Raw genomic sequence first — 11816 nt, 5'->3', positions numbered from 1 at the left:
TGACCGCGAAGGGTAATCCCGCGGGTGGTACCGGCGCAATGCGCGCCTAGCGGGACTCTACGCCGTCCCGCAGCGCCCGCAGGCGGTCGTAGACGTCGGGGAAGGCGTCGAGCTTGGTCACGCCCACCATGCGGATGTAGGCGGTGGGTCCGAAGCGGATCCACTGCACCACCTTGATGGGCACGCCGGTGCGGGCGTCGGTGCCGGTGGCCATCACCTCGAAGCCGGCCTGTCCGTTGATGCGCTGGGGCTCCGCGCGGTCGAGCTTGAGGTCCTTCACGCCGGGAATGGTGGAAAGGGCGCGCAGGGCAAACTGGCGGCGCTCGTCGTCGCGCGGCGCGCCGCCGGCGATGGAGACGACGAACACCGGCTGGTCGGGGCCGTCCAGCGCATCCTTCGGTCCGTCGGTCAGGAGCAGGGTGGTGCCGCCCAGCGCCCGCACCGGGCGGAAGCCGGCGAGGTTGGTGACGGCGAAGGGCAGGGAGGTTGCCTGATCGGCGACGCTGCGGAATGTGATGGTGGACAGCGCCTGGCGCACCACCTTGTCGGGATAGCTGGACGCGCCCGCCTCGGGCACCTGCACGGTGACGATGCCCGTGCCCTTGTCGCTGCCCACCAGCAGCACCCATTTGCGCACCGTGACCGGCCCGGCCGTCTGGCGGCCGATGAACAGGACCGCCTTCGCGTCCTTCAGGGGGAAGTCCTCGCGGTCTTCCAGGGTCACGCCCCGCGTGTTCAGGGCCTGTGCGCTGAAGCCCGGCAGGAGCTGGTCATAGGCATCGGCCGGCATGTCCACCACCAGGATCGAGGACTTCGTCGCGTCGTCCTCGAAGCCGGCGAACTGGTTGCTCTCCACCATGCCGGGCGGCGGCACGAGGCCAAGGGCCGAGCCGCGCGGATACATCACCTCCGTCGCACCGGCCGGGGCGGCCAGCGATAAGGCGAAGAGGACGGCGAAGGCGGCGGAGAGGAAGGCGGACGTGAAGGCGAGGCGCATCGAGGGCTCCGGCGGAACCCGGCCAAAGCGGGCCTTCGCCTGCGGGCCGGTCTGCCTGTGTCCGGCGGCAATCCGGCTTTTCTGTGAATGACGTGGCGGAAAAGTGGCCGATCACGCGGCGGTGACGCGTCGCAGCGTGAGATTGAATCGCCCGCCCTCCTCGACCAGCCGGGAGGTGCCGGGCAGCAGGCGGTCGATGCCATGGAAGGCGAGGCGGCTCGGCCCGGACAGCAGGAAGACATCGCCAGACGAGAGGTGGATGGAGCGCGTCGGCCCCCGCCGCGTTTCGCCGCCCACACGGAAGACGGCGGTATCGCCCAGCGACACCGACAGCACCGGCGCGGTGAAGTCGGCCTCGTCGCGGTCCTGGTGCAGGCTCATGCGGGCGTCCGGGGCGTAATAATTGATGAGGCACGCCTCGGGCGGCGCCGATCCGCCGGCGAGGCGCTCCCACAGCTCCATCAGTCGCGGCGGCATGGCCGGCCAGGGGCGGCGCGTGTCCGGGTGGAAGTTCTGGTAGCGGTAGCCCGCGGCATCCGACACCCAGCCGAGCGGCCCGCAATTGCTCATGCGCACGGAAAACGGCTGGCCGGAGCGGGGCATGGTGGGGATGAAGAGGGGCGCTTCTTCGAGCACCGCGCGGATGTCGGCGAGCAGCGCCGCCTGCGCGTCCCGGTCCAGCGCCTCGCGGAACCAGAGGGCACCGGGCTGGAGTTCGAGGGGAGCCGGCGCTGCCGCAGATTCCGTCATCGCCCGGACGCCGTGATCTTTGCGCACGTGATCTTGGCAGATTGAAGAAGAGGCGGCAGCGGCATGGTGGCTTTCCCTTGTCCCGACGCCGGTTTTAACAAGGTGGTAACTATATATTTCATCTCAGGTTTCGGCCATATGCCGACAGAATCCCCGCGGACGATGCCTTTCCGGTGCTGGGGTCGGGAAGAGGAGTTGTCGTCATGCGCAATCATCTCCTGTCGAATGGTCTTTTTTCTCGAGGCCGGGCGCGTCCGGTGATGCTGTCCGGTCTGGTCGCGGTCGCCTTCCTCCCTCTGGTGGTCGCCGGGGGCGTCTCCCCCGCCGCCGCCCAGACCACGGTGGGGGTGCCCGGCGGCTATGTGACGTTTACGCCGGTGCAGCGGCGCTACATCCAGACCTATGTGGTCCGCCACCCGGTTCCGCCGGCGTACATTTCCGGCGGCTTCGTCGCCGAGGTGGGCGCGGTGGTGCCGCCCGACGTGGACCTGCGCCGCTTCGGTGCCGCCCGGGAGCCCTATGGCCGCTATGGGCAGGCCGTGGCACAGGAGGACTATGGCCAGCCGGGCGACGGCGCGGACTTCGACGACGAGGGCTACCAGACGCTGGACGAGGCCGGATACACGCCGGGCGCCGGCCTCTCCCAATACCGCTACGTCACCCTGCCCGGCAATGAGGCGGCGGTGGTGGAGCCGCGCTCGCGGCGGATCATCCTGATCGTGGAGTAGGTCTCGCCCTGCGTGGCGGCGGCGCCGTGCCTCGGGCATAGTGCCGCCGGCCATCCGGCCGGTTCGAGGGAGGCGCCGATGGGCCCGCACGGGAAATTCTACTGGAACGAGCTGATGACTGACGACGTGGAGAAGGCGCAGGCCTTCTATGCCGCGACGCTGGGCTGGACCTTCAGCGAGATGCCCATGGACGGCGGCCACGCTTATTACGTCGCGACCCTCGGCGGCGAGCCGGTGGCCGGGATGATGGACAAGACCGAGATCCTGCCGCCGCAGGTGCCGCCCCACTGGTTCAGCTACATCAATGTGGACGATGTGGGCGCGCGCGTGGACCTGCTGAAAGCGGCTGGCGGGCAGGTAATCCGTGAGCCTTTCGACATTCCCGGCGTCGGCCGCATCGCCATCGTCTGCGACGCCACCGGCGCCCCCTTCGGCATGATGACCGCCGCCGACCAGGGATAATCCGCCGTCGCGGTCCTCAGATCAGGCGAGAAGGTCCGCCGCTGCCAGCCGGCGGACCGCGACCCTGTCCATGTCGGCCAGGGCGGCCGCGAGCGAGCCGTCCACGTCGATGGGCCGGCAGGCGTCCTCGATCACGTAGGTGGTAAATCCGTGCCGCGCGGCATCCACCGCCGACCACGACACGCAGAAATCGAGGGCGAGGCCGGCGAGATAGACGGTATCGATCCCCCGCTCCCGGAGGTATCCGGCAAGGCCGGTGGGCGTGGTGCGGTCGGCCTCGTAGAAGGTGGAATAGCTGTCGATGGCCTTGTGGTGGCCCTTGCGGACCACCAGTTGCGCGTGGGGCACGTCCAGACCCGGCGCGAAGGCGGCGCCGGGCGTGCCTTGCAGGCAATGGTCCGGCCATAGGATCTGCGGGCCGTAAGGCAGATCGATCATGTCGTAGATCGCTCGGCCGGGATGGGTCGAGGCGAAGGAAATGTGCCCCTGCGGGTGCCAGTCCTGCGTCAGGACGACGTTGCGGAAGCCTGCGGCGAGCCGGTTGGCGAGGGGCACGACACCATGGCCGCCGGGGACCGCAAGGGCGCCGCCGGGCAGGAAGTCCACCTGCAGATCGACGAGGATGAGGGCCGTGCGCGGATCGGCTCCGGGACCGGGCCCGGCGGTTGGCTTGAAGGGGGCCATCCGTTTTCCTCGCGCGGCTGTGAAAAATGGAGCGTGGCGCCTGCTACCATGCCTTGCGGGGCCAAATCACCCCCCCTATATGCGCCTCGATCGCCGTTTTCGCGGCGAACCCCAATTCTAAAGTTTCAGGGGGCCGGCGGATCGGTCGCGAGAGGGGCTCGCGGCCCTCCACCTCGGGTGCCGCAAGGGCCCGGTCGGCCTGCCGGCAAGGAGAATCATATGGCCAAGATCATCGGTATCGACCTCGGCACCACCAATTCCTGCGTCGCGGTGATGGAGGGGTCCACCCCGAAAGTCATCGAGAACGCCGAGGGCGCGCGCACCACGCCCTCCATCGTCGCCTTCACGGAGGACGGCGAGCGTCTCGTCGGTCAGCCTGCCAAGCGGCAGAGCGTCACCAATCCCGAGCGCACCTTCTTCGCGGTGAAGCGCCTCATCGGCCGCCGCTATGACGACCCGACCGTCGCCAAGGACAAGAACCTTGTGCCGTACCAGATCGTGCGCGCCGACAACGGCGACGCCTGGGTGGAAGCCGACGGCAAGAAGTATTCCCCCTCGCAGATCTCCGCCTTCATCCTGCAGAAGATGAAGGAGACGGCCGAGTCGTTCCTGGGCGAGAAGGTGGAGAAGGCGGTCATCACCGTCCCCGCTTACTTCAACGACGCCCAGCGTCAGGCCACCAAGGACGCGGGCCGCATCGCCGGCCTTGAGGTGCTGCGCATCATCAACGAGCCCACCGCGGCCGCTCTGGCCTACGGCCTCGACAAGAAGTCGGCCGGCACCATCGCGGTCTATGACCTCGGCGGCGGCACCTTCGACGTGTCGGTGCTGGAGATCGGCGACGGCGTGTTCGAGGTGAAGTCCACCAACGGCGACACCTTCCTCGGTGGCGAGGACTTCGACATGCGCCTCGTCGGCTACCTCGCCGATGAGTTCAAGAAGGAGCAGGGCATCGACCTGCGCAACGACAAGCTCGCCCTCCAGCGGCTGAAGGAAGCCGCCGAGAAGGCCAAGATCGAGCTGTCGTCCGCGACCCAGACCGAGATCAACCTGCCCTTCATCACGGCGGATGCGACCGGCCCGAAGCATCTCACCATGAAGCTCACCCGCGCCAAGTTCGAGGCGCTGGTGGACGACCTCATCCAGCGGACTGTCGAGCCCTGCCGGCTCGCGCTGAAGGATGCCGGCCTCACCGCCGGGCAGATCGACGAGGTCGTCCTCGTCGGCGGCATGACCCGCATGCCCAAGGTGCAGGAAGTGGTGAAGCAGTTCTTCGGCAAGGAGCCCCACAAGGGCGTCAACCCGGACGAGGTGGTCGCCATCGGCGCCGCCATCCAGGCGGGCGTGCTCCAGGGCGACGTGAAGGACGTGCTGCTGCTCGACGTGACCCCGCTGTCGCTGGGCATCGAGACGCTGGGCGGTGTCTTCACCCGCCTCATCGACCGCAACACCACCATCCCCACCAAGAAGAGCCAGGTGTTCTCCACGGCTGAGGATGGCCAGACCGCGGTGACGATCCGCGTGTTCCAGGGTGAGCGCGAAATGGCGGCGGACAACAAGATCCTCGGCCAGTTCGACCTCATGGGCATTCCCCCGGCGCCCCGCGGCGTGCCGCAGGTGGAGGTGACCTTCGACATCGACGCCAACGGCATCGTGCAGGTCTCCGCCAAGGACAAGGGCACCGGCAAGGAGCAGCAGATCCGCATCCAGGCCTCGGGCGGCCTGAATGACGCCGACATCGAGAAGATGGTGAAGGACGCCGAGGCCCACGCGGCCGAGGACAAGAAGCGTCGGGCCCTGGTGGAAGCCAAGAACCACGCGGAAGCCCTCGTCCACTCCACCGAGAAGGCCGTCGCCGAGCATGGCGACAAGGTCGGCGCGGCGGAGAAGGGTGCCATCGAGGCGGCTTTGAACGACCTCAAGTCTTCGCTGGAAGGCGACGACGTGGAGGCCATCACCGCCAAGACCAACACCCTGGCCCAGGCCTCCCTCAAGCTCGGCGAGGCCATGTACGCGGCCCAGCAGCCGGGTGCCGAGGCGGGCGCCAAGCCGGCGGACGACGTGGTGGACGCCGAGTTCACCGAGGTCGACGACGACAAGAAGAAGTCGGCCTGATCCCTTCGCCCAAACGGACGAGAGTCCAGAAAGATGCCTGCCCCGGCGCGAACCGGGGCAGGCATCGGATCGCGGTATGACGATGAAGCGTGCGGCAACGGTCTTGATAGGCGCCGCAGCGGGCGCCTTTATCGTTTCATCGGCAGGTGCGGACCAGCCAAGGCGCCTGACCGCCCAATATCATTACGACCGGGCGATCACCGCGGAAATGGTGCTCCTCGACGCGATCAAGACCAACAAGCCTCGCCGCCTCATGACACTTCATCTCGCGCTGCTCGACGAGTTCGATGTGCTGCACGGCAAGGTGGTGGACGAGGGCGGCATCTCTTGTACAGGGTTGATTGCGTCTTTGGCCGCGGTTGCCCTCCTCGCCCATGAGCATTTGGACAAGCGCACGTCGCCGACAAGTATGGCCAATGGCGCCTGGATGAATTATCGGCGAAGCATGGCGCAATGCGAAAAGCAGCCCGGAGTGACGATCATCGATCGGACGCTGCCGGAGAAATTGAGTGAGGTCTTCTGAGGCCATGGCCAAGCGCGACTATTACGAAACCCTCGGCTGCGATCGCGGCGCCGACGAGACGGTGCTGAAGGCCTCCTACCGCAAGCTCGCCATGAAGTGGCATCCCGATCGCAACCAGGGCGATGCGGAAGCCGAGGTGATGTTCAAGGAGGTCAACGAGGCCTACGAGGTCTTGAAGGACCCCCAGAAGCGCGCCGCCTATGACCGCTTCGGCCATGCCGCGTTCGAGAACGGCGGCGGCGGCCCCGGCTTCGGCAACGATTTCGCCTCCTCCTTCGCCGACATCTTCGACGATCTCTTCGGCGGCACCATGGGCCGCGGGCGCGGCGGTGGTGGCGGCCAGCAGCGCGGGCGCGGCTCGGACCTGCGCTACAACATGGAGATCACCCTTGAGGAAGCGTTCGTCGGCAAGACGGCGCAGATCAAGATCCCAACCTCCGTCGCCTGCGAGGCCTGCAACGGCACCGGCGCCAAGCCCGGCACCCAGCCGAAGGCCTGCCGCACCTGCGGCGGCGCCGGCAAGATCCGCCATGCGCAGGGCTTCTTCACCCTGGAGCGCACCTGCCCCACCTGCCAGGGCCGCGGCAGCGTCATCGAGGACCCGTGCGGCGCCTGCGCCGGTGCGGGGCGCGTGACGCGCGAGCGTACCCTCTCGGTGCAGATCCCGCCCGGCGTCGAGGACGGCACCCGCATCCGCCTCGGCGGCGAGGGCGAGGCCGGCGTGCGCGGCGGGCCGGCGGGCGACCTCTACATCTTCCTGTCCATCGAGCCGCACGCCTTCTTCCAGCGGGAGGGAGCGGACCTTTATTGTCGCGTGCCCATCTCCATGGTCACGGCGGCGCTCGGCGGCGCGGTCGAGGTGCCGACCATCGACGGCGACAAGACCAAGGTGAAGATTCCGGAGGGCACCCAGTCGCAGAAGCGCTTCCGCCTCTCCGGCAAGGGCATGCCCATCCTGCGCTCGCGTTCCGCCGGCGACATGTATGTGCAGGTGGTGGTGGAGACGCCGCAGAAGCTGACCAAGCGTCAGAGGGAGCTCCTCGCCGAATTCGACAAGGAAAGCTCCGGCGAGACCCATCCCGAATCCGCCGGCTTCTTCGCCAAGGTGAAGGAGTTCTTCCAGGGCGCGGCCGGCGAGGGGGCCTGATCCCCGCCGGCGGTCAGCCGGCGCGCGCCGCTGCCATGCATCGGGCGCAGCCTTCCGCGTAGGACGTCTTCGCGACGGGGCCGATGGCCCGTTCGAGGGCGCTGCCGTCGAAGATGACCGGCGTGGTCATCAGATAGTGCATCTCCACCAGCTCGCGCATGACCGGATCGAACAGGCCGGCGAGGCGCAGCATGGTCTTGCCCGCGACCATCAGCTTCGGCGTGCGGCCGGCGAGGGCGAAGGCCTGCCGGGCCACCTCCCCCACCGTGATGGTGCCCGCGCCCCCGAGATTGTAGCTGCGGCCGAAAACCTCTTCCCGGCTGAGCAGGGCCCGCACCACCGGCCCCACGTCCGGCACGAAGACGAATTCGTGCGGGGTGTCGATGGGCCCCACCACCTTGGCCCGGCGCCCCGCCGCGGCGGCGGCGAAAATGTCGGCGAGAAAACTGCGCTCCACGCCGGGGCCGTAGAAATCGGGCAGGCGCAGGACCAGTCCCCGCAGCGCGCCGCGCGCGTCGGCCTCCATCAGGATGTCCTCCTGCTCCTTGCGCATCCGCCCCTTGAAGGTGTGCGGCATGCGTGGATGGCTCTCGTCCACGCGCGCCGCTTGCGGCCGGCCGAAGGGATAGGCGGTGCCGATGAGCAGCACCCGCCGCACCCCTTCCGCCTCGGCCGCCTCGACCACGGACCGCATGAGACGGGGGTGGAGGTGGAAGGCGTCATAGGGCACGCCCACCATGTGGACGAGCGTATCCATCCCGCGCACGGCGGCCCGCAGGCTGGCCATGTCCTCCGGGTTCCAGACGCGCGGGCTGGCGAGGGGGTGCCCTTGGAACGCGGCAGAGAGGCCGGCGGCGGAGCGCCCGATTACGGCGAACGGCGTGTCGGCCGTGTTCAGGGCCTGGGCGATGCTGCCGCCGATGGCGCCGGTTGCTCCGACGAGGGCGATTCGGGGCGCGTCCACGGCTTGCAGGGGAGCGGGGATGGTCATTATGGTGGGGCCCTGAACAATGTTCACTAAACATCGTTCATAATCTGAACATCGTTCATGTCAAGCGGCAGGGAGCCGTCGTGTCCGAAGTGAAGTCCTCGCCTCCGCCCTCCGGTGGTTCGCCGCGCGCCCGCCGGAAGGAAGACGCCCGCGCTCGCATCCTCGCCGAGGCACGCCGGATCGTTCTCGACCAGGGGTTCGAAGCGCTCACCATGCGCCGCATCGCCGAGGCCGCCGGCTATTCGGCCGCGGCGCTCTATCTCCATTTCGAGAATCGCGAGGCCATCGCCCGCGAACTCGGTGAGGCCGGCATGCGCGCCCTGCTCGACGCCCTGGCCGAGGCGGGCAAGACCGTGGACCCGCTCCAGCGGCTCAAGGCCCTGGGGCTCGCCTATGCGGCGTTCGGGCGCGTCGAGCCCGAGACCTACCGGCTGATCTTCATGGAGCCGGGCTTCGCAGCCACCGCGCTGGGGGGGAAGGATGCGGCCGGGGCGGCGGCATTCGCGCTCATCGGCGGCGTGTTCCAGGATCTCGCGACCGCCGGGCGGCTGCGGGACGGGCTCGACATCGAGAGCCTCGCGCTGACCTTCTGGATCGTCCTGCATGGCATGGTCAGCCTGAAGCTCACCTGCTCCGCCTTTCTCGTTGCTTCCGAGGAGGATCTCCTCGCGACAGCCCTCGACAACCTGCTTCACGGGGCCCTGCGCCCGAACCGCGAACCTTGACCCGGCCCCCTTTCCCGTCTAAGCGCCTGATATCCGACCCGCTCGGGCGCCCCGAGGTGCAGTTGATGCTCCAGTCCCACGACCACCGCAGGCCGCTCCAGAAGCCCCTGCTCCAGAAGCCGAACCTCAAGGACGAGGTGCGTTTCCTGCAGTCGTGGTTCCAGAATCCACTCAAGACCGGCGCGGTCGCGCCTTCGAGCCCGGCGCTCGCCAAGATGATGGCGAGCTACCTCGATCCCAAGATGGACGGCCCGGTCATCGAGCTTGGACCCGGCACCGGCCCGGTCACCAAGGCGCTGATCCAGCGGGGCTTCGCCCCCGAGCGCCTGTTCCTGATCGAGTACAATCCCGAATTCTGCGCCCTGCTGCGCCTGCGCTATCCCGGCGTCACCGTCATCAACGGCGATGCCTACCAGCTCGGCAAGACGCTGAAGGATCGCCTGCCCGGCAAGGCGGTGGGCACCATTTCGTCGCTGCCGCTGTTCACCATGCCGGAGAGCGAGCGCCACCGGATGGTCAATGAGGCGTTCGACCTCTCCCATTCCGGTATGCCTTTCGTGCAGTTCACCTATGCGGTGGTCTCGCCCGTGCCGCTGCTGCCGGGCGCCATCGAGGGCGAGCGTTCGCCGCGGGTGTGGCGCAACATTCCCCCGGCCCGCGTCTGGGCCTATCGCCGGCCCTGATCCTCTTCCCGGCCGGTCCGGCGCCGGCCTTACGCCGCCGGTGCCGCCCGTGACGGATTTCCTCTATCTGACCCATCCTCAGGTCCAGGTGGACCCGGCCATCCCCGTGCCGCGCTGGGGCCTGTCCGCCGTCGGGCGGGCGCGCACGCTGGCCTTTGCCGCGCGCTTCGATCTCTCCGGCATCAGCCATGTCATCTCCTCCACCGAGGAGAAGGCGAAGGAGACGGCGGCGCTCATTGCCACGCCCCTCCGGTTTCCGGTCGTCATCCGCGACGGGATGGAGGAGAACGACCGCTCCGCCACCGGCTACCTGCCCGAAGCCGAATTCCAGCAGATGGCCGACGCCTTCTTCGCCCGCCCCACCGAGAGCGTGCGCGGCTGGGAGCGGGCGGTGGAGGCGCAGGCGCGCATCGTCGCGGCGGTGGAAGCGGCGCTTGCGGCCTTCGGCGGGGCGGGACAGCGCCTCCTCTTCGTCGGCCATGGTGGTGTCGGCACCTTGCTTCTGTGCCACCTGGCGGGCTACCCCATCTCCCGCGCCCACGACCAGCCACCGGTCGGGGGCGGCTGCTGGTTCCGCGCGGGTCCCGCGCGGCAGCCGGACCGCTGGCGCGCAATGGAGGAGACGGCATGACGCAGGTTGTTCAGGGCACCCCGATCCGCGCGGATGTCCGCGACAAGCTCATCGTCGCCCTCGACTATCCCTCCGTCGCCGCGGCCGAGGCCGCGGTCGCCCGGCTCGGCGACGTGGTGAGCTTCTACAAGGTCGGGCTGGAGCTGGCGGTTTCGGGGGGCATCGACCTTGCCGCCGACCTCATCGCCGCCGGCAAGAAGGTGTTCCTCGACCTCAAGTTGCACGACATCGGCAATACGGTGGAGCGGGCCACTGCCGCCGCAGCTGAACGGGGCTTCGACATCCTCACCGTGCACGCCTACCCCATGACCATGGCCGCCGCCGCGCGCGGCGCCGCCGGGAGCAAGCTGGAGGTGCTGGGCGTCACCGTGCTCACCTCCTATGACGATGCCGACCTCGCCGCCACCGGCGTCGTTGGCGGCGTCACCGAGACGGTGCGCCTGCGCGCCGGGCAGGCGCGGGATGCCGGCATCGCCGGCGTCATCTGCGCCCCCACCGATGCCGCCATGGTGCGCGCCATCCTCGGCCCCGACCGCCGGGTGGTGACGCCGGGCGTGCGGCCGAAGGGGGCGGCGGTGGGCGACCAGAAGCGCATCGCCACGCCGGCCGAGGCGCTGGCGGCGGGCGCCGACCGTATCGTGGTGGGCCGTCCGGTGACGGCGGCCGAGGACCCGGTCGCGGCGGCACAGGCAATCCTTGCCGAACTTCAGGGTGCGTGACGGGGGCGGAGCGATGGCAAAGGGCTACTGGTTCCTCAATCTCGATGTGGTCAATCCGGTGGACTACATCACCTACCGGGAGGCGAACCTCGCCTACGCCCGGTCGCACGGCTTCCGGTTCGTGATCCGCGGCGGCGATTTCGAGCAGCTCGAAGGCATCAAGCGCCATCGCAACGTGCTGGTGGAGATGCCTTCCTACGAAGACGCGCTGACCCTCTACGACGCGCCCGACTACCAGCATGTGCGCGACCTGCGCCGGGCCACCGCCATCGCCGACCTCGCCGCGGTGGAGGGCTTCGACGGCCCGCAGCCCTCGCCGGAGCCGCCGGAGGGCACGGCCGACAACCCGCGCGGCTACTGGATGGTCAAGGTCGATGTGACCGATCCCGATCGGTACAAGGACTATGCCGCTACCGCTGCCGAGGCCTTCACCGAATACGGTGCGTGGTTCCTGGTGCGCGGGGGGCGCAATCATCTTCTGGAAGGCCATGGCCGTTCACGGTATGTCGTCACCGCGTTCAAGGACGTGGCGACGGCGCGCGCGTGCTATTTCTCTCCCGCCTACCAGAAGGCGCGAGCGATCCGGCAGGAGGCGTCGGTGGCCGACTTCCTCATCATCTCCGGCTATACCGGGCGCGAGCTGCCGCCCGCCTGAGCGCGG

General features: G+C 68.7%; 14 protein-coding genes. 10 read left to right on the top strand and 4 right to left on the bottom strand.

What is annotated here, in order from left to right:
- Positions 1-46: 46 nt before the first annotated feature.
- Together XAN126_RS0124860 and XAN126_RS0124855 are read right to left on the bottom strand one after the other, a co-directional pair.
- Positions 47-997, bottom strand: coding sequence for a hypothetical protein (locus tag XAN126_RS0124860; RefSeq protein WP_024281258.1), 951 nt, complete (start codon positions 995-997; stop codon positions 47-49).
- 111 nt (positions 998-1108) lie between these two features.
- Positions 1109-1747: an alpha-ketoglutarate-dependent dioxygenase AlkB gene (locus XAN126_RS0124855; RefSeq protein WP_024281257.1), complete on the bottom strand. Its 639-nt coding sequence runs from the start codon at positions 1745-1747 to the stop codon at positions 1109-1111.
- A 260-nt stretch (positions 1748-2007) separates the two neighbouring features.
- On the opposite strand from XAN126_RS0124855, the gene XAN126_RS0124850 reads away from it, so the two are divergent.
- Together XAN126_RS0124850 and XAN126_RS0124845 are read left to right on the top strand one after the other, a co-directional pair.
- Positions 2008-2475 (top strand): hypothetical protein, encoded by a 468-nt coding sequence (locus XAN126_RS0124850; protein ID WP_155982401.1) that lies wholly within the window; start codon positions 2008-2010, stop codon positions 2473-2475.
- Positions 2476-2553: 78 nt separating this feature from the next.
- Positions 2554-2937 (top strand): VOC family protein, encoded by a 384-nt coding sequence (locus XAN126_RS0124845; RefSeq protein WP_024281255.1) that lies wholly within the window; start codon positions 2554-2556, stop codon positions 2935-2937.
- A 21-nt stretch (positions 2938-2958) separates the two neighbouring features.
- Here XAN126_RS0124845 and pncA read toward each other — a convergent pair whose 3' ends face one another.
- Positions 2959-3621 (bottom strand): bifunctional nicotinamidase/pyrazinamidase, encoded by a 663-nt coding sequence (pncA, locus tag XAN126_RS0124840; RefSeq protein WP_024281254.1) that lies wholly within the window; start codon positions 3619-3621, stop codon positions 2959-2961.
- A 219-nt stretch (positions 3622-3840) separates the two neighbouring features.
- On the opposite strand from pncA, the gene dnaK reads away from it, so the two are divergent.
- The 3 genes from dnaK to dnaJ all read left to right on the top strand — a co-directional run bounded on the left by dnaK (position 3841) and on the right by dnaJ (position 7406).
- Positions 3841-5736 (top strand): molecular chaperone DnaK, encoded by a 1896-nt coding sequence (gene dnaK / locus XAN126_RS0124835; protein WP_024281253.1) that lies wholly within the window; start codon positions 3841-3843, stop codon positions 5734-5736.
- A 76-nt stretch (positions 5737-5812) separates the two neighbouring features.
- The gene (locus XAN126_RS0124830; RefSeq protein WP_024281252.1) at positions 5813-6259 is read left to right on the top strand and encodes a hypothetical protein; all 447 of its coding nucleotides are present in this window, start codon (positions 5813-5815) and stop codon (positions 6257-6259) included.
- A gap of 4 nt (positions 6260-6263) precedes the next feature.
- A complete protein-coding gene (gene dnaJ / locus XAN126_RS0124825; RefSeq protein WP_024281251.1) occupies positions 6264-7406 on the top strand; it encodes a molecular chaperone DnaJ in 1143 nt (380 codons plus the stop codon).
- A 13-nt stretch (positions 7407-7419) separates the two neighbouring features.
- Here the strand turns inward: dnaJ and XAN126_RS0124820 are convergent, their stop codons facing one another.
- Positions 7420-8424, bottom strand: a complete 1005-nt coding sequence (locus tag XAN126_RS0124820) for an NAD-dependent epimerase/dehydratase family protein (RefSeq protein WP_245272335.1) — start codon at positions 8422-8424, stop codon at positions 7420-7422.
- A gap of 53 nt (positions 8425-8477) precedes the next feature.
- Between XAN126_RS0124820 and XAN126_RS0124815 the strand changes: the two genes are divergently transcribed.
- The 5 genes from XAN126_RS0124815 (at position 8478) to XAN126_RS29400 (ending at position 11810) form a co-directional block, all read left to right on the top strand.
- Complete coding sequence (locus XAN126_RS0124815; RefSeq protein WP_024281249.1) at positions 8478-9122, top strand: TetR/AcrR family transcriptional regulator; 645 nt, start codon at positions 8478-8480, stop codon at positions 9120-9122.
- 65 nt (positions 9123-9187) lie between these two features.
- Positions 9188-9805: an rRNA adenine N-6-methyltransferase family protein gene (locus XAN126_RS0124810; protein WP_024281248.1), complete on the top strand. Its 618-nt coding sequence runs from the start codon at positions 9188-9190 to the stop codon at positions 9803-9805.
- A 49-nt stretch (positions 9806-9854) separates the two neighbouring features.
- Positions 9855-10436, top strand: coding sequence for a histidine phosphatase family protein (locus XAN126_RS0124805; RefSeq protein ID WP_024281247.1), 582 nt, complete (start codon positions 9855-9857; stop codon positions 10434-10436).
- Positions 10433-11155 carry an orotidine-5'-phosphate decarboxylase gene (gene pyrF, locus XAN126_RS0124800; protein ID WP_029877719.1) on the top strand — a complete coding sequence of 241 codons (723 nt, stop codon included), beginning with the start codon at positions 10433-10435 and terminating at the stop codon, positions 11153-11155. Before XAN126_RS0124805 ends, pyrF begins: the two co-directional genes overlap by 4 nt.
- Before the next feature lie 13 nt (positions 11156-11168).
- Entirely contained in the window at positions 11169-11810 is a 642-nt protein-coding gene (locus XAN126_RS29400; protein WP_024281245.1) for a DUF1330 domain-containing protein, read from the top strand.
- Positions 11811-11816: the final 6 nt, after the last annotated feature.

Source organism: Xanthobacter sp. 126, from assembly GCF_000526175.1.
Lineage (GTDB): Bacteria > Pseudomonadota > Alphaproteobacteria > Rhizobiales > Xanthobacteraceae > Xanthobacter > Xanthobacter aminoxidans.
Note: the sequence above shows the minus strand (reverse complement) of the source record. Positions and strands in the feature narration are given on the sequence as shown.

Coding starts and splice junctions, on each gene's coding strand:
- XAN126_RS0124860 (WP_024281258.1), bottom strand. CDS start 997: ATGCGCCTCGCCTTCACGTCCGCCTTCCTCTCCGCCGCCTTCGCCGTC.
- XAN126_RS0124855 (WP_024281257.1), bottom strand. CDS start 1,747: ATGACGGAATCTGCGGCAGCGCCGGCTCCCCTCGAACTCCAGCCCGGT.
- XAN126_RS0124850 (WP_155982401.1), top strand. CDS start 2,008: ATGCTGTCCGGTCTGGTCGCGGTCGCCTTCCTCCCTCTGGTGGTCGCC.
- XAN126_RS0124845 (WP_024281255.1), top strand. CDS start 2,554: ATGGGCCCGCACGGGAAATTCTACTGGAACGAGCTGATGACTGACGAC.
- pncA (WP_024281254.1), bottom strand. CDS start 3,621: ATGGCCCCCTTCAAGCCAACCGCCGGGCCCGGTCCCGGAGCCGATCCG.
- dnaK (WP_024281253.1), top strand. CDS start 3,841: ATGGCCAAGATCATCGGTATCGACCTCGGCACCACCAATTCCTGCGTC.
- XAN126_RS0124830 (WP_024281252.1), top strand. CDS start 5,813: ATGACGATGAAGCGTGCGGCAACGGTCTTGATAGGCGCCGCAGCGGGC.
- dnaJ (WP_024281251.1), top strand. CDS start 6,264: ATGGCCAAGCGCGACTATTACGAAACCCTCGGCTGCGATCGCGGCGCC.
- XAN126_RS0124810 (WP_024281248.1), top strand. CDS start 9,188: ATGCTCCAGTCCCACGACCACCGCAGGCCGCTCCAGAAGCCCCTGCTC.
- pyrF (WP_029877719.1), top strand. CDS start 10,433: ATGACGCAGGTTGTTCAGGGCACCCCGATCCGCGCGGATGTCCGCGAC.
- XAN126_RS29400 (WP_024281245.1), top strand. CDS start 11,169: ATGGCAAAGGGCTACTGGTTCCTCAATCTCGATGTGGTCAATCCGGTG.